A 26376-nucleotide genomic window follows, 5' to 3' on the forward strand; every position below is an offset into this window, starting at 1 on the left:
GGACACCCATGAGCGTGAGTTCCGTCTTCCCGCAGCTGGAGCAGCTGCTGCCCCGGGTCAGCAAACCGATCCAGTATGTGGGCGGCGAGCTCGGTGCCGTCGTCAAGGACTGGGACGCCACCACCGTCCGGTGGGCGCTGATGTATCCGGACGCGTATGAGGTCGGCCTGCCCAACCAGGGGGTGCAGATCCTCTACGAGGTGCTCAACGAGCAGGAGGACGTGCTCGCCGAGCGCACCTACTCGGTCTGGCCGGACCTCGAGGCGCTGATGAAGGAGAACGGCGTCCCGCAGTTCACCGTCGACGCGCACCGCCCGGTGAAGGCGTTCGACGTGCTCGGGCTGTCGTTCGCCACCGAGCTGGGCTACACCAACATGCTCAGCGCGCTCGACCTGGCCGGCATCCCGCTGCACAGCGCCGACCGTGACGAGAACCACCCGATCGTTCTCGCCGGGGGCCACGCCAGCTTCAACCCGGAGCCGATCGCCGACTTCATCGACGCCGCGGTGCTCGGTGACGGCGAGGAGGCGGTCCTGGAGATCACCGGGATCATCCGGGAATGGAAGGCGGAGGGGCGCCCCGGCGGCCGCGACGAGCTGCTGCTGCGCCTGGCCCGGACCGAGAGCATCTACGTGCCCCGGTTCTACGACGTCGACTACCTGCCCGACGGCCGCATCCAGCGGGTCGTGCCGAACCGGCCGGACGTGCCGTTCCGGGTCTCCAAGCGCACCACCATGGATCTGGACGCCTGGCCGTACCCGAAGAAGCCCCTCGTCCCGCTGGCCGAGACGGTCCACGAGCGCTATGCCGTGGAGATCTTCCGCGGCTGCACCCGCGGTTGCCGGTTCTGCCAGGCCGGCATGATCACCCGCCCGGTGCGGGAGCGGTCGATCACCACGGTCGGCCAGATGGTCAAGGAGGGCCTGGAGTTCTCCGGCTACAGCGAGGTCGGTCTGCTCTCGCTCTCCAGCGCCGACCACTCCGAGATCGGCGACATGTGCTCCGGCCTGGCCGAGCAGTATGCGGACACCAACGTCTCGCTGTCGCTGCCGTCCACCCGGGTCGACGCGTTCAACATCGACCTGGCGCAGGAGCTGTCCCGCAACGGACGGCGTACCGGTCTCACCTTCGCCCCCGAGGGCGGCTCGGAGCGGATCCGCAAGGTCATCAACAAGATGGTGACCAAGGAGGATCTGATCCGGACGGTCGTCACGGCGTATTCGAACGGCTGGCGCCAGGTCAAGCTGTACTTCATGTGCGGCCTGCCCAGCGAGACCGACGAGGACGTCTTGGAGATCGCCGAGATGGCGCACGAGGTGATCCGGGCCGGTCGCGAGGCCGCCGGCACCAAGGACATCCGCTGCACGGTGTCGATCGGCGGCTTCGTGCCCAAACCGCACACCCCGTTCCAGTGGGCGCCGATGGACACGCCGGAGACCATCGACCGCCGGCTCAAGATGCTGAAGAACGCGATCAACAGCGATCGCGGGCTCGGCCGGGCGATCGGGTTCCGCTACCACGACGGCGAGCCGTCACTGATCGAGGGCCTGCTGTCCCGCGGCGACCGCCGGGTCGGCAAGGTCATCCTCCGGGTCTGGGAGAAGGGCGGCCGCTTCGACGGCTGGTCGGAGCACTTCTCGTACGCCCGGTGGATCGAGGCCGCCGACGAGGTGCTGCCCGGCTTCGGGGTGGACCTGGACTGGTTCACCACCCGCGAGCGCGAGGAGCAGGAGGTCCTGCCCTGGGACCACCTGGACTCCGGCCTCGACAAGGACTGGCTCTGGCAGGACTGGCAGGACTCCAAGAGCGAGTTCGAGCAGGACGACTGCCGCTGGACCCCGTGTTTCGACTGCGGTGTCTGCCCGTCGATGGACACCGAGATCCAGATCGGCCCGACCGGCAAGAAGCTGCTGCCCCTGACTCCCGTGAACAATCTGCGGGTTCCCGCTTAGGAGATAGACGATTCCCCCGAAGAACCAGCCCGTCGGCGGCCAGGCCCCGGTCGTCCAGCGGATCCGCCTCCGGTACGCGAAGCGTGGCCCGCTGCGCTTCACCTCGCACCGTGACTTCGCCCGCGCGTTCGAGCGGGCGCTGCGCCGTGCGAACGTGCCGATCGCCTTCTCGCAGGGCTTCACCCCACACCCGAAGATCTCGTACGCCAGTGCCGCCCCGACCGGGGTCGGTAGTGAGGCGGAGTACCTGGAGATCGGCCTACAGGCCCCGGTCGACGCGGAGGCACTGCGGGTCGCGCTGGACGCCGCGCTCTCCCCGGGTCTGGACGTGCTGGAGGCGGTGATCGCCGGGCCGGGCAGCCTCGCCGACCGGATCGACGCCTCCCGCTGGCGGCTGGAGCTTCCCGGGGTCGAGCCCGAGGTCGCGGAGAAGGCCGTCGCGGCGTTCCTCGGGTCCTCGGAAGTCCTGGTGGAACGCATGACCAAGCAGGGCCGCCGCAGTTTCGACGCGCGGGTGGCGGTCACCCGTTGCGAGGTCGCCGATGCGCCGGACCTACCTTCCGAGGCGGTTGCGGTACCGTGTGCGATAATCGACCTTGTCGTACGGCAGGTGACTCCGGCCGTGCGGCCCGATGACGTCCTCTCCGGCCTGCGCGTGGTGGCTGGCCTGGAGCCGCCGGTACCCCCACGGGTGACCCGGCTGGCCCAGGGCACACTCACCGCTCAGGGGGAGATCGCTGATCCGTTGGACGCGGATCGCGAGGACGTCAGCATCGGAGAACGCTAGCCGGGAGCCCGGCCGGCGTTCGTTGGCAGACTTCGGCAAGCCCGACTTGACAAGGCCGGGCCCGAAAAACTTTGCAGCGATCCTGCGTGGCAGCGCTCACCCGCGCCCGGGGTCGCCGAGAACTGGAGAGCGCCCCATGCTCGATAACGAGCCCCCAGCCAACCTGGGAGATCAGGGCGGTGAACGGGATGGAGCCACCACTCCTCCCGGAGACGCCGCCGCAAGCACCACCCCGGTCCGCCGGACGCGTGCCCCGCGCCGTAAAGCCGCCGCCCCGCCCGCAGAGCCTGCGGAGACCACGGGGACGAGCGGTGCCGAGCCCGGCGCCGCGATCGAGGCGGCGGCCGCGGGAGACGCGGCCGACACCCCGGAGGCCCCGCCTCCGCCGGTGAAGAAGGCCACCCGGGCCCGCCGTAAGAAGGTGGAGCCGGCCGCCGAGGTCGCCGAGACACCCGACGCCGTCGAGACGCCGGCCGGTCCCGCCGCGGAGACGGCCGCCGGTCCCGCCGCCGAGACCGCGGACGCTCCGCCTCCGCCGGTGAAGAAGGCCACCCGGGCCCGCCGTAAGAAGGTCGAGCCGGCCGCCGAGCAGCCCACGCTCGTCGACGTCCCGGCCGAGGACCCGACTCCCGCCGACGTCCCGGTCGAGGTGGCGGTCACCCCGCCGGTGCCGGTCGCCGAGGAGGAGCTCTCCGAGGAGGACGAGGCCGCCCTCATCGAGGAGGCCGCCGTGCAGGCCGCCTCCGCCGCACGTGCCGCCGGTGTCCCGGTGGTCGGCATCCTTCCGCTCGACGACGAATTCGTGGAGGAGCAGCCGGCCGTTCGCACCCGGGGCCGTCGCGCCCCGCTGCCGCCCGCCGTGCTGTTCATGCCGCCGGAGGCCACCGAGGCCGAGCCGGCCGCTCCGGTGACCCGTCGCCGCCGTACGGCCGCCGTGCCGGAACCGGTCGTCGAGCAGGTCGCCGCCGAGGAGACGGCCGCACCCGAGATCATCGCGGAGGAGCCCGCCGAGGGCGCCCGCCGCAGCCGTCGCCGTCGCCGTGGCGCGGCCGAGGAACCCGCCGAGGTCGCGGTCGTCGAGACCGAGCCGGTGGTGGACGAGGCCGACGAGAGCGCCGACGACGTCGAGGACGGCGACGAGGACGACGACGAGGACGGTGGCCTGGCCCGCCGGCGCCGCCGCCGTGGCCGTCGTGGCCGTGGGCGGGGCAAGGGCCCGTCCGACGACGCCGAGGACGGCGACGCCGATGCCGAGTCCGACGCGGAGGAGGGCGCCGAGGCGTCCGCCGACGAGGCCGAGGCCGAGGACGAGGAGGAGCCGGAGGACGGCGAGAGCGAGGGCGACGGTGTCACCCGCCGCCGGCGTCGCCGCCGCCGCAAGGGCTCCGGTGACACCGAGACCGGTGGCATCGAGGACGGTGTGCACACCGTCGTCCGGGTCCGTGAGCCGCGTCGCACCTCCGACGAGGTGCAGGGTGTCTCCGGCTCGACCCGGCTGGAGGCCAAGCGCCAGCGCCGCCGGGACGGCCGTGAGCAGCGCCGTACCCGCCCGCCGATCCTGAGCGAGTCGGAGTTCCTGGCCCGCCGGGAGGCGGTGGACCGGGTGATGGTCGTCCGGCAGAAGTCGGATCGTCTCCAGATCGCGGTCCTCGAGGACGGGATCCTGGTCGAGCACTACGTGGCCCGGGCGACGTCCGGCACCATGGTCGGCAACGTGTACCTGGGCAAGGTGCAGAACGTGCTGCCGAGCATGGAGGCCGCGTTCGTCGACGTGGGCCGTGGCCGTAATGCCGTGCTCTACGCCGGTGAGGTCAACTGGGACGCCACCGGCCTGGAGGGCCGTGCCCGCTCGATCGAGCAGGCGCTGCGCTCCGGCGACTCGGTGCTGGTGCAGGTCACCAAGGACCCGATCGGCCACAAGGGTGCCCGGCTGACCAGCCACATCGCGCTCTCCGGACGGCACCTGGTCTACGTGCCGAACGGCAACGCCTCGGGCATCAGCCGCAAGCTGCCGGACAACGAGCGCAAGCGGCTGCGCGACATCCTGAAGAAGCTGGTACCGGACGGCGCCGGCGTGATCGTCCGGACCGCGGCCGAGGGCGCGAGCGAGGACGAGCTGGCCCGCGACGTCAAGCGGTTGCAGGCGCAGTGGGAGGACATCCAGGCCAGGGCCGCCGAGGGCAACGCCCCGCGGGCGCTCTCCGAGGAGCCCGACCTGGTCATCCGGGTGGTCCGGGACCTCTTCAACGAGGACTTCCGCGAGCTGGTGGTGCAGGGCGAGCAGGCGTACGCCGAGGTGGAGAACTACCTCGACTCGGTCTCCCCGGACCTGGTGGAGCGACTGCGGCGGCACACCGGCGTGGCGGACGTCTTCGCCGAGTGGCGCATCGACGAGCAGATCCTCAAGGGCCTGGACCGCAAGGTGTTCCTGCCGTCCGGTGGTCACCTGGTGATCGACCGGACCGAGGCGATGACCGTCGTCGACGTCAACACCGGTAAGTACACCGGTGCCGGCGGCAACCTGGAGGAGACGGTCACCCGCAACAACCTGGAGGCGGCCGAGGAGATCGTGCGCCAGCTGCGGCTGCGCGACCTCGGTGGCATCGTGGTGATCGACTTCATCGACATGGTGCTGGAGAGCAACCGGGATCTGGTGCTGCGCCGGCTGACCGAGTGCCTGGGCCGGGACCGGACCAAGCACCAGGTAACCGAGATCACTTCGCTCGGCCTGGTGCAGATGACCCGGAAGCGGATCGGTGCGGGCCTGCTGGAGGCGTTCAGCGAGACCTGTGACCACTGCAAGGGCCGCGGTGTGGTGACCTTCCCGGAGCCGGTTCCGGAGAAGCGCTCCAACGGTGGCGGTGGTGGTGGCGGCGGCGGTGCTCCCGCGAGCCCTCAGGTGAAGGCGGTGGCCGCCGCGGCACCGCGCACCGAGACGCCCGTCCAGCAGCCGCCGGCTCGCCAGCGGCGGCGCCGGGGCGGTGGCGACAGCGTCGCCGTGGAGCAGCCGGCCGAGGCCGTGGAGACGGTCACCGAGACCGCCGCCCCGGTGGTCGAGGTCACGAGGCAGGCTGTCGAGCCGGTCGCCGCGCCGGTCGTGGCCACCGCGCCGGTCGTCTCGCCTGTCGTGGCCCCCGAGCCGGTCGTGGCGACCGAGCCGGGTCCGGCCGCGGAGGTGGCCGAGGTGCCACCGGCCCCGGTCGTGGGTTCGGGCATCGTCCGGCGGGCGCCGAAGCCGGCGCTGACCACCGCGGACGATGACGACGGCTACGACATCAGCGGGTACGACCTGTCGCGCTATGAGGCGCCGGCCGAGCAGAACGGTACGAACGCGGCCGACGAGGAGCCCCTGCGGCTGACCGGTGCCGACGACCCGGACGCGGCCGACGAGGACGACGACGAGGGCGAGGACGACGAGGCGGTGGGCGCCGGCACGGGCACCCGCCGGCGGTCACGGCGCGGCGGCACGAGGCGGCGTACGCGTCCCTGAGCTGTGTGAACCCGGCCCGGTAGTTACTTGTAAAGAAAGTTAACTACCGGGCCGGGTTTTCCGTTACCCTCGGCGGATCGATCCCTGTCCCCCGAGGAGACCGAGTTCCATGCGTATCCCTGCCCTCGCCGCCGTGGCGATCTCCGCGGTCATGCTGACCGGCTGTTCCGGCGGCGACGAACCGTCGGCCCCGGCCGCCCAGGCCCCCGCCGCGGACGCCGGTGCGCCCGCGTCGCAGCAGTCCGAGAAGCCGACCGACACCGCGCTCTCCGAGGACACCGAGGCCATCTGCGCCCAGGCCAGCCGGACCAGCAACGAATTCGGCAAGACGTTCGCCGAGGACTACCAGTTGCTGATCAGGGCCGCCGCGGAGGGCAAGGAGGCGAAGGCCAAGGCCCAGGAGAAGGTCACCCGCGACCTGCAGAACTTCTCCTTCGCCCTGCTCGACATGTCCAAGCTGGCCGCCGACCCGGCGGTGAAGAAGGCGCTGGGCACGATGGGGGCCCAGGTCACCGCCCTCAAGGGCGACGTCACCAAGGTCGACGAGAAGAAGCTGGCCGACCTGCACACCGTGCTCGACAAGGCCTGCGGCCGCGGGTGACAGCCCGGTTTGGGTCTCAGCCCTGCGATGAAGTAGTCTTTCCGACGGCGCCTTTTAGGCGCTAGCTCCGTGCGCGCTCCGGGAACACTTGAGCGCCCGCCGGATTCTCAGCACCATCCGCCAGCAGCCTTATGGCTGCGTAAGTCTCAGGGAGTCCGCGTCCGATGTACGCGATCGTCAAGACCGGCGGCAAGCAGTACAAGGTTGCCGAGGGCGACGTGATCGAGGTCGAGAAGCTCGCGGGTCAGCCCGGCGATGCCCTGACCCTCGCCGCGGTCCTCCTCGTCGACGGTGACAACCTGGTGACCGAAGCGGCCAAGCTTGCCAACGTTACGGTGTCCGGCGAGATCGCCGAGCACACCAAGGGTCCGAAGATCCGGATCCACAAGTTCAAGAACAAGACCGGTTACCACAAGCGCCAGGGGCACCGTCAGCCGCTGACCCGCGTCAAGGTCACCGGCATCAAGAGCGGGAAGTAGGCGCGGACATGGCTCATAAAAAGGGTGCATCCAGCTCGCGTAACGGCCGTGAGTCCGCTGCTCAGCGGCTGGGCGTCAAGCGGTTCGGTGGCCAGCTCGTGAACGCCGGCGAGATCCTGATCCGCCAGCGGGGCACGAAGTTCCACCCCGGCGACCTGGTCGGCCGTGGCGGCGACGACACGCTGTTCGCGCTCGCTGCCGGCAACGTCCAGTTCGGCACCGCGCGCGGTCGCAAGACCGTCAGCATCGTGCCGGTCGCGCAGTAGATTTCTCTACAGCGGGCCGTGGACCCTCGGGTCCGCGGCCCGCTGTCGTTTTCCGGAACCCGGCGGCTGCGTCACCGCCGTCTCAGCAGCGCTGAGGCAGCGGCGAGAGCCGGCCAGCAGTAGTAGGAGTCGCAAGTGACCACGTTCGTCGACCGGGTAGTGCTGCACCTACAGGCGGGTGACGGCGGCCACGGCTGTGCCTCCGTGCACCGGGAGAAGTTCAAGCCGCTCGGCGGGCCGGACGGTGGCAACGGTGGGCACGGCGGCAGCATCACCCTGGTGGTGGACCCGCAGCAGCACACCCTGCTGGACTTCCACTTCCACCCGCACATCAAGGCCAACAACGGTGGTGGCGGCGCCGGATCGAACCGGGACGGCGCGACCGGCCGTGACCTGATCCTCAAGGTGCCGGACGGCACGGTCGTGCAGACCGAGGACGGCGAGGTGCTGGCCGACCTGGTCGGGGCCGGGACCGAGTTCACCGTGGCCCGTGGTGGCCGCGGCGGCCGGGGCAACGCCTCACTGGCCAACGCCCGGCGCAAGGTGCCCGGTTTCGCCGAACTGGGCGAGCCCGGCGACCAGCTGGACGTGGTGCTGGAGCTGAAGAGCGTCGCCGATGTGGGCCTGGTGGGTTTCCCGTCGGCCGGCAAGTCGTCGCTGATCTCGGTGATGTCCGCGGCCAAGCCGAAGATCGCCGACTACCCGTTCACCACCCTGGTGCCGAACCTGGGCGTGGTGCAGGCCGGCGAGCACACCTACACCATCGCCGACGTGCCCGGCCTGATCCCGGGTGCGGCCACCGGCAAGGGCCTGGGCATGCAGTTCCTGCGGCACATCGAGCGGACCTCGGTGCTGGTGCACGTGCTGGACGCGGCGGCACCGGAGATCGAGCGTGACCCGCTGGCCGATCTGGACGCGATCGAGGCCGAGCTGGCCGCGTACGGGGGGCTGGAGGACCGGCCGCGGATCGTGGCACTCAACAAGATCGACATCCCGGACGGGCGTGACCTGGCCGAGATGGTGCGGCCCGACCTGGAGGCCCGTGGCTACCAGGTGTTCGAGGTCAGCGCGATGACCCGGGAGGGCCTGCGGGAGTTCGGGTTCGCCCTGGCCAAGCTGGTCGCCGAGAACCGTGCGGCCAAGCCGGTCGAGGAGGCCACCCGGGTCGTGATCCGCCCCCGCGCGGTCGACGACAGCGGCTTCACGGTCGAGAAGGACGACGAGGGCGTCTTCGTGGTCCGCGGCGCCCAGGTGGAGCGCTGGATCAAGCAGACGAACTTCGACAACGACGAGGCCATCGGCTACCTCGGTGACCGGCTGGAGCGACTCGGCGTCGAGGCGGAACTCGGTAAGAAGGGTGCCCAGGCCGGCGACCCGGTCCGGATCGGCGAGCGGGTGTTCGACTGGCACCCCAATGCCGGTGAGTACATCTCCGGCCCGCGTGGCACCGACTCCCGTCTCGAGGAGCTGGACACCCGGCCCTCGGCGGCGCAGCGGCTCGCGGCCCGCAAGGCCCGTCGCGTCCGTAACGAGGACGAGATGGTGCACATGTCGGCCGACGGCACGGTCAGCACCATCTCGAACTCCAAGCTCCCGGTGTTGGTGAGTGACGAGGATGACAGCGAGGGCGACACCGACGAATAGGCATCCGTCCAGATCAGCGCAACCCGCCGGAAACGGTCGTCACCTAGAGTCACGTCCGTGCTGATCGAAATCCGCCCCGCCCTGGACCCGGAACTCGCCGCCCTCATCACTGCCCAGCAGCGGGAGTCGGCCGAGTCCGGTGTCCCGGCGGGACAGCGGATGTTCCAGCCGGACGAGGACGTCGCCTATCTGGTCGGTGTCGTGAACGGCCGGGCGGTCGCCTGTGCCGCCTGGCAGGCGGTCGGGCCGGCCGCCGCCGAACTGCGGCGGATCTACGTGCGCCCGGCGTTCCGCGGTCGCGGCCTCGCCCGCCAGATGATCGTGGCGATCGAGGAGGAGGCGCTCGCCGCGGGCCGCCCCCTGCTCCGGCTGGAGCTGGAGGCCGGCATGTCCGCGGCCATCGCCCTCTATCAGTCGTCCGGGTACCGGCAGGCCACGTCGGCCGCCCCGGACCGGGTGCGGTTCGAGAAGCGGCTGCCGGCGCTGGTCCAGTAACCGGCCGGGGCGGCTCGGGTACGGCGTACCGTCGCGCGGGCGTGTGGCCGGGCCCACGCCGCCCGTCGCGCGGGTGGCGCTCCCATACCGGCATGATTGTCGTCATGCCGACCCTGAACCGTGCCGAGGCTGTCGAACGAGCATCACTCGTCGACGTCGAGGAATACCATGTCGACCTGGACCTGACCGGTTCCGGTGACACCTTCCGATCCCGTGTGGTGGTCCGTTTCCGCGCCCGGGCCGGCGCCGCGACGTTCCTCGAGTTCGAGCCGGTCGAGGTCACCTCGATGACGCTGAACGGTGCGGCGGTCGATCCGGCGGCATCCACCGGCGCCCGGCTGGAGCTGACCGGCCTGGCCGAGGAGAACACGCTCGTCGTGGACGCCGTGATGGCGTATTCGAACGACGGCGAGGGCCTGCACCGCTACACCGACCCGGGTGACGGCAACACCTACCTGTACCAGCACCTGTTCATCAACAACGCCGGGCGGGTGCTGCCCAGCTTCGACCAGCCCGACCTGAAGGCGGTCTTCCGGGTCAGCGTCACCGCGCCCGAGGACTGGCTGGTCGCCACCAACGGTGAACTCGTCTCCCGCGACGGCGGCCGGTGGGAGTTCGGGCCCACCAGGCGCATCTCCACCTACCTGGCCTCGCTGATCGCCGGGCCGTACCACGTGGTCACGAGCGAGCACGACGGCATTCCGCTGGCGCTGTACGCGCGGGCCGCACTCGCCGAACACCTGGACGCCCAGGCGCCGGAGATCTTCGAGCTGACCCGGCAGTCGCTGGACCGGTTCCACGAGATGTTCCGGATCCGCTACCCGTTCGGGCACTACCAGCAGGCGTTCGCCCCCGAGTTCAACTTCGGCGCCATGGAGTACCCGGGGATCGTCGTCTTCCGGGACGAGCTGATCCCGCGCTCGGCGGTCACCGACGCCGACCGGGAGCGCCGGGCCAACATCATCGCCCACGAGATGGCGCATATGTGGTTCGGCGACCTGGTCACCATGGCCTGGTGGGACGACCTGTGGCTGAACGAGTCGTTCGCCGAGTACCTGGGGTCCCGGGTCACCGCCGAGGCCACCCGGTTCACCGACGCGTGGACCACGTTCGCGATGCAGCGCAAGGCGTGGGGCCTGCGTGCCGACCAGCGGCCCTCCACCCATCCGGTGGCCCCGTCCGAGGTCGACGACACCGAGCAGGCGCTGCTCAACTTCGACGGCATCTCGTACGCCAAGGGCGCCGCCGTCCTCAAGCAGCTGGTCGCCTGGCTCGGCGACGACGCGTTCCTGGCCGGGCTGAACGCCCACTTCGAGGCGCACGCCTACGGCAACGCCACCCTGGCCGACCTGCTCGGTGCCCTGTCCACGTCGAGTGGGCGCGACCTGTCCGGCTGGGCCGACGTGTGGCTGCGCCACGCGCAGGTCAACACGCTGCGCGCCGAGATCACCCGGGACGGCGCGGACTACGCCGAGGTGGCCGTCGTGCAGACCGCCCCGGACGGGTACCCGACTCTGCGTCCGCACCGGATCGGCGTCGGCCTCTACGACCGGTCGCCCGACGGTGGTGTGGTGCTGCGGGAACGCCTCGACGTGGAGGTGGACGCCTCGGGGCGTACCGTGCTGGCCGGCCTCGCCGGGAAACCGGCCGCCGACCTCCTGCTGCTCGACGATGGCGATCTGACGTACGCCAAGATCCGTCTCGACGACGACTCGGCGGCCGCGGTGCCCCAGCTGCTGCCGCACCTGGACGACTCGCTGGCCCGCGCGGTCGTGTGGGCCGCCACGCTGGACGCCGTGGTGGACGGCGAGCGCCCGGTCGCCGAACTGGTCGCCCTGGTCCTGGCCGCGCTGCCGGTGGAGACCGAGGTCGTCGTGGTCGAGGACGTGCTGCGCGCCACCCGCTGGCTGGTCGACCGGTACGCCGGCCCGGCAGCCCGCCCGGCCGCCGTGGAGACGCTCGCCCTGGCCGCCGACCGGCTGCTCGCGGCCACCGGCCCCGGCGACTCCCGGCAGCTCGCCGCCGCCCGTGGCCTGATCGGCACGACCGTCGACACCGCCCGGCTGCGCGGCTGGCTGGCCGGCGAGGACGTGCCCGACGGCCTGGCCGTCGACGCCGACCTGCGCTGGCTGATCCTCTACCGGCTGTCGGTGCTGGGCGCGGCCGGTGCCGCCGAGATCGATGCCGAACTGGAGCGCGACCGCAGCGCCTCGGGGGAGCAGTGGGCCGCCACCTGCCGGGCCGCCCGTCCCGACGCCGAGGCCAAGGAAGCCGCCTGGGCCGCGATCGTCGGCGACGCCACGCTCTCCAACCGGCTGGCCGAGCGCACCGCGAGCGGGTTCTGGCAGCCGGAGCAGCTGGATCTGCTGGAGCCGTACGTGAAGCGCTACTTCGCCGACATGCCGGAGATGATGCGGATCCGGGGCGGGATGAGCGCCGAGCACATCGCCGCGATGGCCTATCCGTCACCGGCCGTCTCCGACCGCACCCGGCAGCTCGCCGCCGACCTGCTGGCCACCCCCGGACTCAACCAGATCCTGCACCGGGTGGTCCAGGACGCCGACGACGACATGCGCCGGGCGCTGCTCGCGCGCGGCTGACCGGATTCACCCGTCTCCACCCCCGTGCCCGCACGGTCCTCGTAGCCTGTGGCTACGGGGGTGGATGCGTGGAGTGGTCCGAGGAGCTGTCCAGCGGCCTGCTGCAGGCCGCGCCGGACGCGATCCTGGTCCTGGACAGCGGCCGGATCGTGCTGGCCAACGACCGTGCCGGGCAGATGTACGGCTGGCCCACCGCCGAACTCGTGGGCCAGTCCGTCGAGGTGCTGCTCACCGACGACTCCCGCGCTCTCCTCCAGGAGCGCCGGCGCCTGCTGGCCGAGGCCGAGGCCGGTTCGATCGGCCGGATCGTGACCACCGCACGTCGCCGTGACGGCAGCGAGTTCCCCTGCGAGTCGTCCACCACCCTGGTCGACACCGCCAAGGGCCGGGTCGCCGTCGCCGTGGTCCGCGACATCACCGATCGGGTGCACGCCGAACACGAGAAGGCCCGGCTGCGCGCCGAGGCGCAGGCCCACCGCAACCAGCGCCTGGAGAGTCTGGGGCAGCTGGCCGGCGGCATCGCCCACGACTTCAACAACATGCTCGGTGTGATCCTCAACTACGCGAACTTCGTCATCGAGGAGGCGGAGGCGGACGAGCCGGACGTCGCGATGATCGCCTCCGACGCCAAGCAGGTGGTCCGGGCCGGCCGTCGCGGCACCGACCTCACCCATCAGCTGCTCGCCTTCGCCCGGCGTGAGGTGGTCCGCCCCCAGCCGGTCGACCTGAACGCGCTGATCACCGGCGCCCAGGACCTGCTGCGCCGCACCCTCGGCGAGCACATCCACCTGATCTTCCGCCCCGGCCCGGATCTGCCGACGGTCACCTGCGATCCCAGCCAGATCGAGCAGATGCTGGTCAACCTGGCCCTCAACGCCCGGGACGCGATGCCGTCCGGCGGGCAGCTGGTGATCGACACCGGCGTGCTCGACACCCAGGTCCGGCTGCGGGTCGGCGACTCCGGCCGTGGTATGCCCGCCGACGTGGCCGAACGCGCCTTCGAGCCGTTCTACACCACCAAGGGCAGCGGTGAGGCGACCGGCCTGGGCCTGGCCACCGTCTACGGCATCGTCACCCAGGCCGGCGGCGAGGTCACCCTGACCAGCGAGGTCGGCCTCGGCACCACGGTCACCGTGCTGCTGCCGGCCGGAGCCGCGGCGACCGAGCCGGAGACCCGCGGCGAACCGGCCGCGACCGCCGGCCGTGGGGAGACGCTGCTGGTGGCCGAGGACGAGGACGCGCTGCGTGACGTGGCCGGCCGGATCCTCACCGGCGCCGGCTACCGGGTGCTGCTGGCCGAGGGCGGGGCGCAGGCGCTGGAACTGGCCGCCCACCACGAGGGTGACATCGACCTGCTGGTCAGCGATGTGGTGATGCCCGGGATGCTGGGCAAGGAACTGGCCGAGCGGCTGGTCGTGGCCCGCCCCGGCACACGGGTGCTCTACATGTCCGGCTACGCCCAGCCGGTCCTCGCCTCCCAGGGCACCCTCGACCCCGGGGTGGCCCTGCTGGAGAAGCCGTTCACGGCCGGTGACCTGCTCACCGCGGTGCGCCGCCGCCTCGACGGTTGATCCACCGGCGGACTATCCTTCGTCGGTGTCTGGACGGCGTGTAGGGATCATGGGCGGGACCTTCGACCCCGTCCATCACGGTCACCTGGTCGCGGCGAGCGAGGTGCTGGCCCGCTTCGACCTCGACGAGGTGATGTTCGTCCCGACCGGCCAGCCGTACGAGAAGGGCCGCGTCTCGCCGGCCGAGGACCGCTACCTGATGACCGTCATCGCCACCGCCTCGAACCCGCGGTTCCACGTGAGCCGCGCCGACATCGACCGGGACGGCCCCACCTACACCGTCGACACGTTGCGTGACATGCGCGCGGTCTACGGGCAGTCGGCGGAGCTCTACTTCATCACCGGGGCGGACGCGCTGGCCCGGATCATGTCGTGGAAGGACGCCATGACGATGCTCGACCTGGCCCACTTCATCGGGGTGACCCGGCCGGGTTTCGAGCTCACCAACGAGCACCTGCCGGCCGAGAGCGTCACGCTCGTCGAGGTCCCGGCGATGGCCATATCCTCGAGTGACTGCCGAAACCGGGTGGCCGCCGGACTTCCGGTCTGGTACCTGGTACCTGATGGTGTCGTGCAGTACATCAACAAGCGGGGCCTGTATCGGGACTCGGGTATTGCCGGGCCGGTGTGAGACGCTTGATGTCCTGTAACCCTACTGAGGGGACCCTCTTTTGCCCGTCACCGAACGCGCTCTCGAACTAGCCCTGACGGCCGCACAGGCCGCCGCGGACAAGAAGGCGCACGACATCACCGTCATCGACGTCGGCGAGCAGCTCTACATCACCGACGCGTTCGTCATCGCCTCGGCCTCCAACGAGCGCCAGGTCATGGCGGTCGTCGACGCCATCGAGGAAGCGCTGCTCAAGCTTCCGGAGAAGGCCAAGCCCGAGCGCCGCGAGGGACACCAGCAGGGCCGCTGGGTGCTCCTCGACTTCGTCGACATCGTGGTGCACGTCCAGCACGACGAGGAGCGGGAGTTCTACGCCCTCGACAAGCTGTGGAAAGACTGCCCGATCATCCCGTTCGTCGACCGCGATCTGGCCGAAGCCGGCGCCGAGGCGCCGTGACGCGCCTCATCGTCTGGCGGCACGGCAACACCGACTGGAACGCCCAGGCCCGCGTGCAGGGGCAGACCGACGTGCCGCTCAACGACCTCGGCCGACGGCAGGCCGTCGACGCCGCTGAGCTGCTCGTCCGCCTGCGGCCGACCGCCATCGTCGCCAGCGACCTGAGCCGGGCCGCCGACACCGCCGCCGCCCTCGCCGCGCTGACCGGCCTCACCATCAGCACCGACGAGCGGCTCCGCGAGCGGCACTTCGGTGAGTGGCAGGGCCACACCATGGCCGAGGTCGCCGCCGAGCGGCCCGAGGAGCACGCCCGCTGGACAGCCGGTGAGGACGTCATCGGCGGCGGCGTGGAGACCCTGGAGGACCTCGGCAAGCGGGTCTGCGACGCCCTCCAGGCCGCTGCCCGCCTGGCCCCGCCCGGCGGTACGGTCGTCGTCGCCACCCACGGCGCCGCGGCCCGCTCTGGTGTCGGTCACCTGCTCGGCTGGGGGCGCGAGCAGCTTCGCACCCTGCGCGCGCTACAGAACTGTCACTGGGTGGACCTGACCCACGACGACTCCCGCGGGTGGCAGATGGCGGCGTACAACGTCGGGGTCCTGGGTGATCGCCCGGTCCCGCCGCCGGTGTAGGGAACCCGGATATGTCCGGTAACGTCTGAACATCATGCTGATCCGTAGAACCGTCGTCCCCGCCGCGCTGCTTCTGGCGCTCTCCGCCGGTTGCGCGAACAACACCGACGCCCCCATCGCCGCCGGCGGCACTCCCGAGTCCGCCGTCACGTCGCCCGCAACCTCCCCCGCCGCGGTGGTCTCCGCCGCTCCCGGCGAGACCACCCTCACCGGCACCGTGACCGCCGGTGTCGAGCCGAACTGCCTGCTTCTCAAGGACGCCACCGGTGACCATCTGCTGATCACCGAGGACGTGAGAGTGAAGTCCGCGCTTCAGCCCGGCGCCGAGATCACCGTGGTCGGCAAGTCGGAGCCGGGGCTGATGACCACGTGCATGCAGGGGAAGCCGTTCGTGGTCTCCTCGGTGGCCGGCAGCTGACGTACATCTGAATCAAGTACCTTGCCTGCATGACCATCGCGGTCGTCACCGACTCCACCGCGTACCTGCCGGCCGAGCTGAGCGGCACGTATGAGCTGACCATCGTGCCTCTCACCGTCGTGATCAACGGCTGGGCCGGCCTGGAGGGCCTCGAGGTCTCCCCGGCCGAGGTGGCCCGGGCGCTCACCGCGCGCCGGGCCGCCGTCAGCACCTCCCGGCCGGCACCGACCCAGTTCGCCGAACAGTACCGCCGGCTTCTCGCCGCGGGCGCCGACGGCGTCGTCTCGGTGCACCTGTCCGCCAAGCTGTCCGGCACCTACGAGGCCGCGCAGCTCGCCGCGGCCGAGGTCGGCCCCCGAGTCCGGGTGGTCGACAGCCGGACCGCCGCGATGGGGCTCGGCTTCCCGGCGCTCGCCGCCGCGGCGGCCGCCCGCAAGGGCCACGACCTGGCCGCCGTCGCCGCCGCCGCGGCCGATCACGCGGCCCGGGTGACCACCCTGTTCTACGTCGACACGCTCGAGTTCCTGCGCCGCGGCGGCCGCATCGGCGCGGCGTCCGCCCTGCTCGGGACGGCGCTGTCGGTCAAGCCGATCCTGCACGTGGAGAACGGCGCCATCGTCGTCCGCGACAAGGTCCGCACGGCCGGACGGGCTCTCACCCGGCTCGTCGATCTGGCGATCGAGGCGGCCGGGGACGGTGAGGCCGACGTCGCGGTTCATCATCTGGGCACGCCGGACCGCGCGTCCGCGCTGGTCGACGACCTGAGCGCCCGGCTAGGCGATCGCTTGCGCGATTGTTATCTCACCGAGGTGGGCGCGGTGGTCGCGGCACACACCGGTCCCGGTCTGGCCGGGGTCGTCGTCCACAAACGCTGATCTCGTACGGAGTCGACGGCCGCCCCCGACCGCATCCAGGCGTCCCGTGCGCCCCGGGTCCCACGCCTTACCTCGGTAGATTCGCGCGAAGCCCCGCCCCCGACGGCCGCCGTCACGCGCCCACCCACTGACGCCCCGCCCGGACACCACGGCTGGTCCTCACCGCTGCCTCAACACCGTTGAGACGTCGCTGAGAGCCAGCCGGTCCCGATCTTGGTTGGCCGGTCCGCACCGTCCCGATCTTGCACGGCTGGTTCTCACCGCTGTCTCGGGGCTGTTGAGACGTTGGTGGGAGCCAGCCAGTTTCGATCTTGCACCGCTGCCCCTCACCGTCTCGATCTTGCACGGCTGGTTCTCACCGCTGTCTCGGGGCCGTTGAGACGTTGGTGGGAGCCAGCCGGTTTCGATCTTGCACGGCTGACCCCCACCGTTCCGAATCTTGGGCGGCTGGTTCTCAGCGCTGTCTCGGGGCTGTGGAGGCGGTGGTGGGAGCCAGCCGGTTGGGATCTCGGGGGGCTGGTTCTCAGCGCTGTCTCGGGGCCGTTGAGGCAGCGGTGGGGGCCAGCCGGTGACCGTCGCATGCGCCCGGCGGGCGCGTTGCGGCCGGGAGTGGGCAGCCACCTTGCGGTGTAGCCCGGGTGCTCCTACTGGCTCGTACCAGATCAGGGGTGAGCGGGAAGGGATCGCGGCGGCCGCGGTAGACGCTGGGGGTCACGGCGGCCAGGCAGTGGCCAGCCAGCGGGTGGGGGTGTGGGTGGTGGGGGTGAGATGTGGGGCGAGGGCCGGCCACGGGATGGTGCGGTCGCCGGCCTGGACCTCGTCGGCCTGTGGGAGGAGCGTCGGGGTGTTCTCCGGCCAGACGGCTCGGGTGCGCCAGCCTTCCGACGGGCTGCCGAGCAGGTGGAGTTCGGCGGACGGCAGGGACGGGTCCGGGGGCTGCTGGTGGTACTCGTGCATGGCCAGCAGGCGCTCGGCGCGACGGACCGTCTGGTGCAGCGGATGGCCCTCCGGGGCGACGTAGGGCACGGTGCAGCCGTTGTCGTCACTGCGGTAGGCCATCGGGCTCAGCAGGTGCGGCGACGTGACGAAGATGGCCTCCGCCTCCGCGAACAGAGCCGCCAGCAGAGGGCTGTCGTCGGCCGTGACCAGGAGCGTTCCCCGTTCCGGGGCGAACGCGACCGGCACGCCGCCCACCTGACCCGCCAGCCGGGCCAGCCAACCCTGAAGCAACAGGTGCGACGTCCAGTACGCATTACCGTCGTCGACGAACCGCACGATCACCGGGCCGTCGGCCGCGCCGTGCAGCACCGCGCCGGTCAGGTTGGCGCGGGCGGTGGCGAAGATCTCGTCGGGCGGCATCTTCCAGGCGGTGGCCTGCGCCTCCGTCACATAGGTCATCGTGTCCGGCTGGTCGACCACCACGAACTCGGACAGGAAAGGCAGAACCGGACGGCGCAACGGGGTACCCGGTGCCGCGCCCCGCAGCACCGGACGCAGCAGTCCGGCGGCGGCGTCCCACCGGGGCGGCACCCGCAACCGGCCGATGACCAGGTCGTCCACGGCCTTCCGACGGCCCAGCAGCGGCGCCAGCGGCAGGATGGTCGCCTCGTCCTCGCCCGGCACGGTGAACCTGACCTCGAACGGTCCCGGATAATAACGGGCATCCCGGACACCGGCGCGGCGCAGACGCCGGATCACCCGGCCGGCCAGCCGGGCGCGGGCGATCCTACGCAGCAGGCCCACGGGGTCCTCAGGGATTCTCGTCGGGTTGTCGGGGGCGGCGCGCCAGGATCGCGCGGGCGTCGAGATCATCGTCGGTGGCGACGGCAGCCGTCAATCCGTTCCCATCAGCGATCGCCGACGCGATCCCGGTCTGCGCCTCGGTGATCTCGGAGATCAGCAGACCGCCCGGGGCCAGCCATTCACCGGCCCCCGCGGCGACCGCCCGGAACACGGCCAGACCGTCGTCGCCGCCGTCCAGCGCCGTGCGCGGCTCGTGGTCGCGGGCCTCGGCCGGCAGGAACGGGAGGTGGCCCGTCGCGACGTACGGGACGTTGGCCAGGAGCAGGTCGATCCGGCCGCGCAGAGTCGCCGGGAGAGCCTGGAAGAGGTCGCCCCGGTGGACGTTCCCGGCCAGGTTCTCCCGGGCGCAGGCCACCGCCGCCGGATCCACGTCGGAGGCGTGCAGCACGATGCCCGGGACCCGGTGACGGACCGCCAGGCCGAGCGCGCCGGAACCGCAGCACAGATCCACCACCAGAGCGCCCGGGTGGACCTCGGCGGCACCCAGGCGGACCAGTAGCTCACTGCGGACGCGCGGAACGAAGACTCCGGGGCGCAGGCGGACCCGGACACCGGCGAAGTCGGCGTACCCGACGACCTGCTCCAGCGGCTCGCCCGCCACCCGGCGCCGCACCATCGCGGCCAGCGGCGCTCCGGCGGACGCGGCCTCGATCAGGACGTCCGCCTCGTCCTCGGCGAACACGCAACCCGCCGCCCGTAACCGGGAAATCGCCTGCTCTCGTGTCACACACAGTCCTCGGGGAGTTGTCCACAACGCTGGTTCGTCCACAGGGCCGCGAGCGGGGGAGCGGTGCGGTTCCTACGGTCGGCCCGTGCGAGAGGCGAAGGATAGCGGTGACGTCGTGGGATCGCGGCTCCGGGCGGTGCTCGACGCGGGAGCGGCCGGCCGGCCGGAGCCCACGGAGGGCCCTCTGGACTGGGCGGACGTCGTTCCGGCATGGTCGGCTGAGGAGGATGATGTCGCCCCTTTAGGGGACGGTGCCTCCTCGGGTCGGCGCGGCGCCGGTTTGCGGGCGTCTTCGGCGTATCCCTGGGACTCCGCGGTTCCCGCGGGCGGGCTGGGCAGGGCTTCAGAGGCCGGGGTGAGCCGTCTTTCGGGCGCCGGGCTGGGCCGGGCTTCAGCAGCCGGTTCTTCGGATGCCGGGTTGGGCCGGGCTTCAGGAGCCGGTCTTTCGGACGCTGGGTTGGGTCGGGCTTCAGAGGCCGGTCTTTCGGACGCTGGGTTGGGCCGGGCTTCGGACGCTGGGCTGAGCGGGGAAGGGGCGTTCGGGAGTGGGCGGCGGCAGTGGCTGCACGCCTTTGATCCGGGGCGGCCGGGAGTGCGGGCGATGGCCGCGGTGGCGGTCGTCGTCGTCCTGGTGGCGGGTTTCCTGGCCTGGAAGTCACGGCCACAGGTCTCCGAAGTGGCGTCGGATGCGGCCGCCACGGCCTCCGGTCCTGCGCCCGACAGTGCCGGTGCCGGCCGGGCTCCCGCCTCCGGTGCAGGCCCCGGCGGAGAGATCGTCGTCGCGGTCGGTGGGAAGGTGCGCAGGCCCGGTCTGGTGCGGCTCGTGGCGGGGGCGCGGGTGGCCGATGCGCTGGAGGCGGCCGGGGGCGCGGAGCCGGGTGTCGACGTGGCGCCGCTCAACCTCGCCCGCAAGGTCGTCGACGGTGAGCTGATCATGGTGGGCGCCTCGGCACCGCCCGGGGTGATCCCCGGCGCCGCCACCCCGGGTGCTGCCGGCGGGCTGATCAACCTCAACACGGCGACTCTCGGCCAGTTGGACTCGCTGCCCGGAGTGGGGCCGGTGCTCGCGCAGCGGATCCTGGACGCGCGGGATGCGCAGGGCGGTTTCCGGGCGGTCACCGATCTGCGCAAGGTCGACGGGATCGGGGAGTCCCGCTACGAGCAGTTGAAAGACCTGGTGACGGTCTGATGGCCGGGTCGTCCCGGGACGTGGCGGAGTCCCTGCGGGTTCCTGATCTGCGGCTGGCGGGGTTCACGGTGGGGCTCTGGTCGGCCGCGCTGGGTTCGCTCCACCTGTCGGCCGCCTGGGGGCTCGCGGTCGGCGTGGTGGGGCTGGCGACGGCGGCTGGGCTCATCGGGCTCGGGCGGGCCGGGTCTCTTGGACGGGCCGGGCCCTTCGAGTGGGCCGGGCTCTTCGGGCGGGCTGAGCTTGCAGGGCGGGTCGGGTTTGTCGGTCGGGCTGGGATTGACGGCCGGGCTGGGCCCGGTGGGCGGTGGTGGGCCGGGGCGGTGCGGTGGATCGGGGTGGCCGTTGCTCTCGGGGTCGGGTGTGGGGCGGTGGCCACGGCGGCCCGGGTGTCGGTTCGGGAGGCTCCGGCGCTGGCGGGTCTGGTCGGGGCGGGCGCGACCGTACAGGTGGAGGTGGTGATCAGGGATGATCCGCGGCTGTTGGCCGTGTCGGCGGGGCCGCCGACGTATCTGGTCGCCGTCGATCTGGAGTCGGTGACGGCCGAGAACGCCGCGCCGGTCCGGCTGTCGGCGCGGGCATTGGTGCTCGGTGCCGACCCGGGCTGGCGTGGGCTGCTTCCCGGGCAGCGGGTGGCGGCGTCCGGACGGCTCATGCCGCCACGCCCCGGTGACCTGCGGGCCGCTGTCCTGTCGGCACGGAAGCCACCGCGGCTGCTCGGCCGGCCGTCGTGGGCGCAGCGGGGTGCCGGCGTGTTGCGTACCGGCCTTCAGCTGGCCTGCGAGCCGCTCCCGGACGATTCCGGCGGGCTGCTCCCCGGCCTGGTGGTGGGTGACACGAGCCGCCTCGACCCGGCGCTGGAGGAGGACTTCCGGACCACCGGCCTCACGCATCTGACCGCGGTCTCCGGCACCAATGTCGCGATCGTGCTGGGTGTGGTGCTCTTCGTGGTGCGGCGGGCGAGGGCCGGGCCGGTGCTCTGCGCAGTGCTGTGTGCGGTCGCGCTGGTCGCGTTCGTCATCCTGGCCCGGCCGTCGCCGAGCGTGATCAGGGCCGGGGCGATGGGGGCCATCGGGCTGCTCGGGCTGGCCACCGGGCGCAGCCGGGCGGCGGTTCCGGCGCTGGCGGCGGGCGCGGCGGTGCTGCTGATCGCCGATCCGGAGCTGGCCGCCGATGCCGGGTTCGCGCTGTCGGTGATGGCCACGGCCGGTCTGCTGCTGATCGCCCCGGTCTGGCGGGACGGGCTGCGCCGCCGTGGCTGCCCGGCGGGGGTGGCGGAGGCGCTGGCCGTACCGGCGGCCGCCCAGATCGCCTGCGGGCCGGTGGTCGCGGCCATCTCCGGCACGGTCAGCCTGGTGGCGGTACCGGCGAACCTGGTGGCGGTACCGGCGATCGCCCCGGCCACGCTGTCCGGCGTCGCGTCGGCCGTGCTGTCGCCGTTGTGGCCGGCGGGCGCCGAGTTCGCCGCCTGGGTCGGGCACTGGCCCACCGAGTGGCTGGTGCTGGTCGCGCACACCGGGGCGGGGGTGCCCGCGGGGGCGCTGCCGTGGCCGGGTGGTGCGTTCGGTGGGGTGCTGCTCGCGGTGCTGACGGTCGTCTTTCTGGTGGCGGCGCGGCGGGTGGTCGTACGCCGGGTGGCCATCGTCGTCGCTCTCGGCGCGATCCTCGGTGCTCTGCCGGTGCGGCTGCTCGCGCCCGGCTGGCCGCCGCCGGGCTGGCTGGTGGTGGCGTGTGCCGTCGGTCAGGGCGACGCCGTGGTGCTGGCCGCCGGAGCCGGACGGGCGGTGGTCGTCGACGCCGGGCCGGAGCCGGACGCGGTCGACCGGTGCCTGCGGCGTCTCGGGGTGGAGCAGGTCGCCGTCCTGGTGGTCAGCCACTTCCACGCCGACCACATCGGTGGGGTCACCGGGGTGTTCCGCGGCCGGAAGGTGGATGCCGTCATCGGGCCGGACTGGCCGGAGCCGGCGAGCGGGCGGGCCGCCGTGGAGAAGGCCGCGGCCGCATCCGGGACCGCCGTGCAGTCGGTGGGGCCGGGATGGTCCTGGGCGGTCGGCGGGTTGAGCCTGGAGGTGCTCGGGCCGGTCACGCCGATGCGCGGCACCAACTCGGATCCGAACAACAACTCGCTGATCCTGCGGGCGGTCGGCGCCGGCCGGTCGGTGCTGCTGCTCGGCGACGCGGAGACCGAGGAGCAGGAGGACCTCGTGACCGTGCTGGGGCCGGCGGGGCTCCGGGCCGACGTGCTGAAGGTGGCGCACCACGGGAGCGCACTGCAGGCGACGTCGCTGGTGGACGCGGTGCAGCCGGCGGTGGCGCTGGTGTCGGTCGGGCGGGACAACGACTACGGGCACCCGAACGCGATGCTTCTGGGGAGGATCGCCCAGGGCGGGGCGCGGGTCCTGCGGACCGACGAGTCGGGGGACGTGGCGGCGGTCGTGACCGGCGGAGGGCTCGCGGTCGCCGCGCGCGGTGCCGATGGTGACACGCCCGGGTGAGACCTCCGGGCGGGCAGATTTTATGCGGTATCACTTCGATAAGACGCGAAACACCCAAATAGAATAGGCGGAGTGTTCGGCCTGGGTTGAGCGACTCTACGGTGGTCAGGGCATGTTCGGTCGCCGATATGTCTGGTTTCGCGTTCGGTGATCAGCGGCCTGCGCTAACGAGTGAGGCTCGCGGAACTGTCGGTCCCCCGTGCGACGATGTTGCACGTGAATGCCGCGCCACCCCCCTCGTTGCTGCTCGTCCAAGGCGATGAGGAGCTGCTCGCCGCCCGTGCCGTCGCCGAGGCGGTCGAGGCCGCGCGAGCCGCCGACCCGGGCGCGGACGTCCGGGAGTATGAGGGCGGTGCGCTCGCCGCCGGTGAGGTCGCCGAGATGCTGAGCCCGTCGCTGTTCGGCGGTCGCCGCGTCCTGGTGATCAGAAGCGGTCAGGATGCGCGGAAGGATCTCACCGCCGCGCTGCTGGCCTACGCGAAGAACCCCGACCCCGAGGTCACCCTGATCGTCACCCACGTCGGCGGGGCCAAGGGCAAGGCGTTCGCCGACGGGCTGCGTGCCGCCGGCGCCACGGTCGTGCCGGTGATGAAGCTGAAGAAGGACTCCGACCGGGTCGCGTTCGTCCGCAACGAGTTCCGCAGCCACGGCGTGCGGTGCGACGACTCCGCCGCGGCCGCGCTGCTCCAGGCCGTCGGCACCGATCTGCGCGAGATCGCCGCCGCCTGCTCCCAGCTGCTCGCCGACACCGACGGCAGGATCACCGAGGCGGTCGTCGCGCGGTATTACAAGGGGCGCGCCGAGGTCACCGGTTTCGCGGTTGCCGACGCGGCCATGGTCGGCGATCTGCCCGGCGCGCTCGAGGCGCTGCGCTGGGCCCTGCACGTCGGGGTCGACCCGGTGCCGATCGCGGACGCCCTGGCCGACGGCGTGCGCACCGTGGCGCGGGTGGCCTCGGCGGGGCGCGGTAACCCGTACCAGCTGGCGAGCAGTCTGGGCATGCCCGCCTGGAAGATCGAGAAGGCGCAGGCCCGCAGCCGCGGGTGGACCCCGGAGGGCCTGGTCGACGCGATGCGCGCCGCCGCCGACTGCAACGCCGCCGTCAAGGGCGGCGCCGAGGACCGTGGCTACGCGCTGGAGCAGACCGTCTTCGCGATCGCCGCCGCCCGCCGGGACGGAGGCGCCCGATGACCCGCACCATCCGCGCCCGGCGCGCCGAGCAGACCCACCAGCCGCTCTACGCCCGCATGCTGCGCCTGCGCCACCTGGCGCCCAGTGGCCTGCTCTGCTTCGTCTTCCTCGAGGGCGCCGTGGTCCTCGGCATCCTGCTCGCCCTCGCCGAGCTGGTCAGCTGGTGGGGCGTGGTCGTCCTGCCGATCACCGTCGCGTTGATGGTCAAGTTCAACGATCTGGTCGCCGGGGCGATCGCGCCTCGCCCGGCCGCCCCCGGGACCACGTCGGCGCGGACGGCCGTGCTGCGCCCGGCGGCGATGGCCACACCGCCCGAGGACGAGGCGGTCCGGTCGCCCGAGGGCGAGGGCTTCCGGCCGGCGCTCTCCCGTGCGGCCGGAAACCCGGCACCGTCGGCGGAGCGGCCGCGAATCTACGACCCCGTCCGGACCGACCGGCCCGGGGTGTACGGGTCGGTCACCGCCGAACGGTCGGCCGCCTACCGGCCGGTCTTCGGGGGACGGTCCGGTGCCTACGGGCGGCCACTCGTGGAGGCGTCCGGCGGCTACGGCGGCCCACGCGGGGAGGGTTCCGGTGGCTACGGTTCGCTGGCCGCGGAGTCGGCCGGTGCTCACGATTCCCTCTCCGCGGAGGCCGGTGGATGCGGCCGGGCGACATCGGAGACGTCCGGTGCCTACGATCCGCTCTCCACGGAGGGGTCTGGCTCCTACGACCCTTCCGGCACCTATGGATCTGCCGCCGACGAGTGGGCCGGTGTTCATGGGGAGGGCAGCGACGACCGTGGGCCGTTCTCTGCCGAGCGGTTCGGTGGTTCTGAGCGGGAGGTCACATTGACGGACGGCCGGGGCGGCGGGTTCACGCCCACTGCCGCGCCGGCGCCCGGTGGGTTCGTGCCTGCGGCCATGCCGCTCGCGGGCGGTTACGCGCCGATCGTCTCGCCGGAGCCGTCCACCCTCGGATACGAGTCGGGTGCCCCGGGTGACCTCGGATACGAGTCGGGCGCCTCGGTCGACGGCATGTCGGAGGCACCGGCCGTCGGTTACCCCGGGTCGTACTCGCGCGGCCTCTCCGGAAGCGGGTACTCGTCCGGCGGCAGTGGGATCAGACACTCGCCGGGCGGTGGGGACGGGCACTCGCCGGGGGACGGCGGATACGGGGACGAGGGGGCGTACCAGGTGCGCTCGACCATGGAACCGGCCGTGGAGGAGCCTCGCACGAACAATGCGCCGATCCGCCGCGCGTGGGCCGATGACCTGGATGTTCAGCAGCAGATGGCTCGTCAGGCCGCGTCGCGTCGCTACGAGTAGGTCCGGCGCGGCGGCAGCCTGTTGCGTGAGGCGGGGCTGCGGCCCTGTTCCGCGGGAGGCGGCCGCTCGGCGAGAAAGCGGTCCGCGGCGCTCGGCGAGAAAGCGGTCCCGCGCCGCTTGAGAAAGCGGGCCTGTGTGACGAGGCGGTGGCCTGCGTGGGGCGAGGTAACGGCTCGTCCGCCGAAAAACGGCCTGCCTGTGGTGGGCCGCGGCGGTCGTCCGACGAGGTCGCGTGGGCCACATCCCGCTGGTGTCGCGTGGGCCACGTTCCGCGGCGGAGAGCGACCTGCAAGATCGAGAGATGACTGTCCCGGCCGCCGGGCGTACCGAAAAAGCCGGAAAGCCGGAAAACGAAACCGGGCACCGTCGCGAACCGTGAGGTCCGGCGGTGCCCGGGTCTTGTCCGAGCCGGCCCGCCTCAACGGCGGGCGCGGGTCATCAGCCGCGTCCGTGCGGCTGTGACCTGATCCAGAACGAGAGGATCAGGCGGACAGCGAGGCGATCTTCTTGGCGATGGCCGACTTGCGGTTGGCCGCCTGGTTCTTGTGAATGACGCCCTTGCTGACGGCCTTGTCCAGCTGACGCGAAGCGGTACGCAGCAGCGCGGTGGCCGACTCGACGTTGCCCGAGTCACTCGCCTCGTGCAGCTTGCGGATCACGGTCTTCAGCGAAGACTTGACCGACTTGTTGCGCAGACGGGCCTTCTCGTTCTGCCGGTTGCGCTTGATCTGGGACTTGATGTTCGCCACGCGACAGCCTTGTCCTGACTAGTTCGGAAACAATGGTCTCAAAC

Annotated in this window: 21 protein-coding genes and 1 pseudogene; 19 read left to right on the plus strand and 3 right to left on the minus strand. The window is 72.0% G+C overall.

Going from position 1 to position 26376, the window contains the following annotated elements:
* Window positions 1-8 precede the first annotated feature (8 nt).
* The 15 genes from BC793_RS09935 to BC793_RS10005 all read left to right on the plus strand — a co-directional run bounded on the left by BC793_RS09935 (window position 9) and on the right by BC793_RS10005 (window position 16874).
* Window positions 9-1952 carry a TIGR03960 family B12-binding radical SAM protein gene (locus BC793_RS09935; RefSeq protein ID WP_109591569.1) on the plus strand — a complete coding sequence of 648 codons (1944 nt, stop codon included), beginning with the start codon at window positions 9-11 and terminating at the stop codon, window positions 1950-1952.
* Window positions 1953-2013: 61 nt separating this feature from the next.
* Window positions 2014-2739, plus strand: coding sequence for a TIGR03936 family radical SAM-associated protein (locus tag BC793_RS09940; RefSeq protein WP_109591571.1), 726 nt, complete (start codon window positions 2014-2016; stop codon window positions 2737-2739).
* A 136-nt stretch (window positions 2740-2875) separates the two neighbouring features.
* Window positions 2876-6229: a ribonuclease E/G gene (locus BC793_RS09945; protein ID WP_109591573.1), complete on the plus strand. Its 3354-nt coding sequence runs from the start codon at window positions 2876-2878 to the stop codon at window positions 6227-6229.
* A gap of 109 nt (window positions 6230-6338) precedes the next feature.
* Window positions 6339-6830 carry a hypothetical protein gene (locus tag BC793_RS09950; RefSeq protein WP_109591575.1) on the plus strand — a complete coding sequence of 164 codons (492 nt, stop codon included), beginning with the start codon at window positions 6339-6341 and terminating at the stop codon, window positions 6828-6830.
* 164 nt (window positions 6831-6994) lie between these two features.
* Window positions 6995-7309: a 50S ribosomal protein L21 gene (rplU, locus tag BC793_RS09955; protein WP_106316506.1), complete on the plus strand. Its 315-nt coding sequence runs from the start codon at window positions 6995-6997 to the stop codon at window positions 7307-7309.
* Window positions 7310-7317: 8 nt separating this feature from the next.
* Entirely contained in the window at window positions 7318-7575 is a 258-nt protein-coding gene (gene rpmA, locus BC793_RS09960; protein ID WP_109591577.1) for a 50S ribosomal protein L27, read from the plus strand.
* A gap of 135 nt (window positions 7576-7710) precedes the next feature.
* On the plus strand, window positions 7711-9219 hold the full coding sequence (obgE, locus tag BC793_RS09965) for a GTPase ObgE (protein ID WP_109591579.1): 1509 nt from the start codon (window positions 7711-7713) through the stop codon (window positions 9217-9219).
* A gap of 57 nt (window positions 9220-9276) precedes the next feature.
* Window positions 9277-9714 (plus strand): GNAT family N-acetyltransferase, encoded by a 438-nt coding sequence (locus tag BC793_RS09970; protein ID WP_109591581.1) that lies wholly within the window; start codon window positions 9277-9279, stop codon window positions 9712-9714.
* 104 nt (window positions 9715-9818) lie between these two features.
* Window positions 9819-12314, plus strand: coding sequence for an aminopeptidase N (gene pepN / locus BC793_RS09975; protein WP_109591582.1), 2496 nt, complete (start codon window positions 9819-9821; stop codon window positions 12312-12314).
* A 68-nt stretch (window positions 12315-12382) separates the two neighbouring features.
* On the plus strand, window positions 12383-13885 hold the full coding sequence (locus BC793_RS09980; protein WP_109591584.1) for a hybrid sensor histidine kinase/response regulator: 1503 nt from the start codon (window positions 12383-12385) through the stop codon (window positions 13883-13885).
* Window positions 13886-13910: 25 nt separating this feature from the next.
* Window positions 13911-14516: a nicotinate-nucleotide adenylyltransferase gene (gene nadD / locus BC793_RS09985; RefSeq protein WP_275416147.1), complete on the plus strand. Its 606-nt coding sequence runs from the start codon at window positions 13911-13913 to the stop codon at window positions 14514-14516.
* 40 nt (window positions 14517-14556) lie between these two features.
* A complete protein-coding gene (gene rsfS, locus BC793_RS09990) occupies window positions 14557-14952 on the plus strand; it encodes a ribosome silencing factor (RefSeq protein WP_109591588.1) in 396 nt (131 codons plus the stop codon).
* On the plus strand, window positions 14949-15581 hold the full coding sequence (locus BC793_RS09995; protein ID WP_109591589.1) for a histidine phosphatase family protein: 633 nt from the start codon (window positions 14949-14951) through the stop codon (window positions 15579-15581). The genes rsfS and BC793_RS09995 overlap by 4 nt, the downstream gene beginning before the upstream one ends.
* A 34-nt stretch (window positions 15582-15615) precedes the next feature.
* A complete protein-coding gene (locus BC793_RS10000) occupies window positions 15616-15999 on the plus strand; it encodes a hypothetical protein (protein WP_239169838.1) in 384 nt (127 codons plus the stop codon).
* 29 nt (window positions 16000-16028) lie between these two features.
* The gene (locus BC793_RS10005; RefSeq protein ID WP_109591592.1) at window positions 16029-16874 is read left to right on the plus strand and encodes a DegV family protein; all 846 of its coding nucleotides are present in this window, start codon (window positions 16029-16031) and stop codon (window positions 16872-16874) included.
* 711 nt (window positions 16875-17585) lie between these two features.
* Here BC793_RS10005 and BC793_RS10010 read toward each other — a convergent pair.
* Complete coding sequence (locus BC793_RS10010; protein WP_109591594.1) at window positions 17586-18617, minus strand: hypothetical protein; 1032 nt, start codon at window positions 18615-18617, stop codon at window positions 17586-17588.
* A 7-nt stretch (window positions 18618-18624) separates the two neighbouring features.
* Entirely contained in the window at window positions 18625-19404 is a 780-nt protein-coding gene (locus tag BC793_RS10015; protein ID WP_109591596.1) for a putative protein N(5)-glutamine methyltransferase, read from the minus strand.
* Window positions 19405-19861: 457 nt separating this feature from the next.
* Here BC793_RS10015 and BC793_RS10020 point away from each other — a divergent pair, with 457 nt between their 5' ends.
* From BC793_RS10020 to BC793_RS10035, 4 genes and pseudogenes are all read left to right on the plus strand, one after another.
* Window positions 19862-20593 carry a ComEA family DNA-binding protein gene (locus BC793_RS10020; protein ID WP_373871198.1) on the plus strand — a complete coding sequence of 244 codons (732 nt, stop codon included), beginning with the start codon at window positions 19862-19864 and terminating at the stop codon, window positions 20591-20593.
* A complete protein-coding gene (locus tag BC793_RS10025; protein WP_109591600.1) occupies window positions 20593-23085 on the plus strand; it encodes a ComEC/Rec2 family competence protein in 2493 nt (830 codons plus the stop codon). The genes BC793_RS10020 and BC793_RS10025 overlap by 1 nt, the downstream gene beginning before the upstream one ends.
* Window positions 23086-23292: 207 nt before the next feature.
* On the plus strand, window positions 23293-24276 hold the full coding sequence (holA, locus tag BC793_RS10030) for a DNA polymerase III subunit delta (RefSeq protein WP_109592385.1): 984 nt from the start codon (window positions 23293-23295) through the stop codon (window positions 24274-24276).
* Window positions 24273-24512: pseudogene (locus BC793_RS10035) on the plus strand (hypothetical protein); the annotation flags it as partial. The gene holA and the pseudogene BC793_RS10035, both read left to right, overlap by 4 nt.
* A 1553-nt stretch (window positions 24513-26065) precedes the next feature.
* On the opposite strand, the gene rpsT reads toward BC793_RS10035, so the two are convergent.
* A complete protein-coding gene (rpsT, locus tag BC793_RS10040) occupies window positions 26066-26332 on the minus strand; it encodes a 30S ribosomal protein S20 (RefSeq protein WP_109591602.1) in 267 nt (88 codons plus the stop codon).
* Window positions 26333-26376 lie beyond the last annotated feature (44 nt).

The organism is Actinoplanes xinjiangensis (genome assembly GCF_003148685.1).
In the GTDB taxonomy this organism is placed as follows: domain Bacteria; phylum Actinomycetota; class Actinomycetes; order Mycobacteriales; family Micromonosporaceae; genus Actinoplanes; species Actinoplanes xinjiangensis.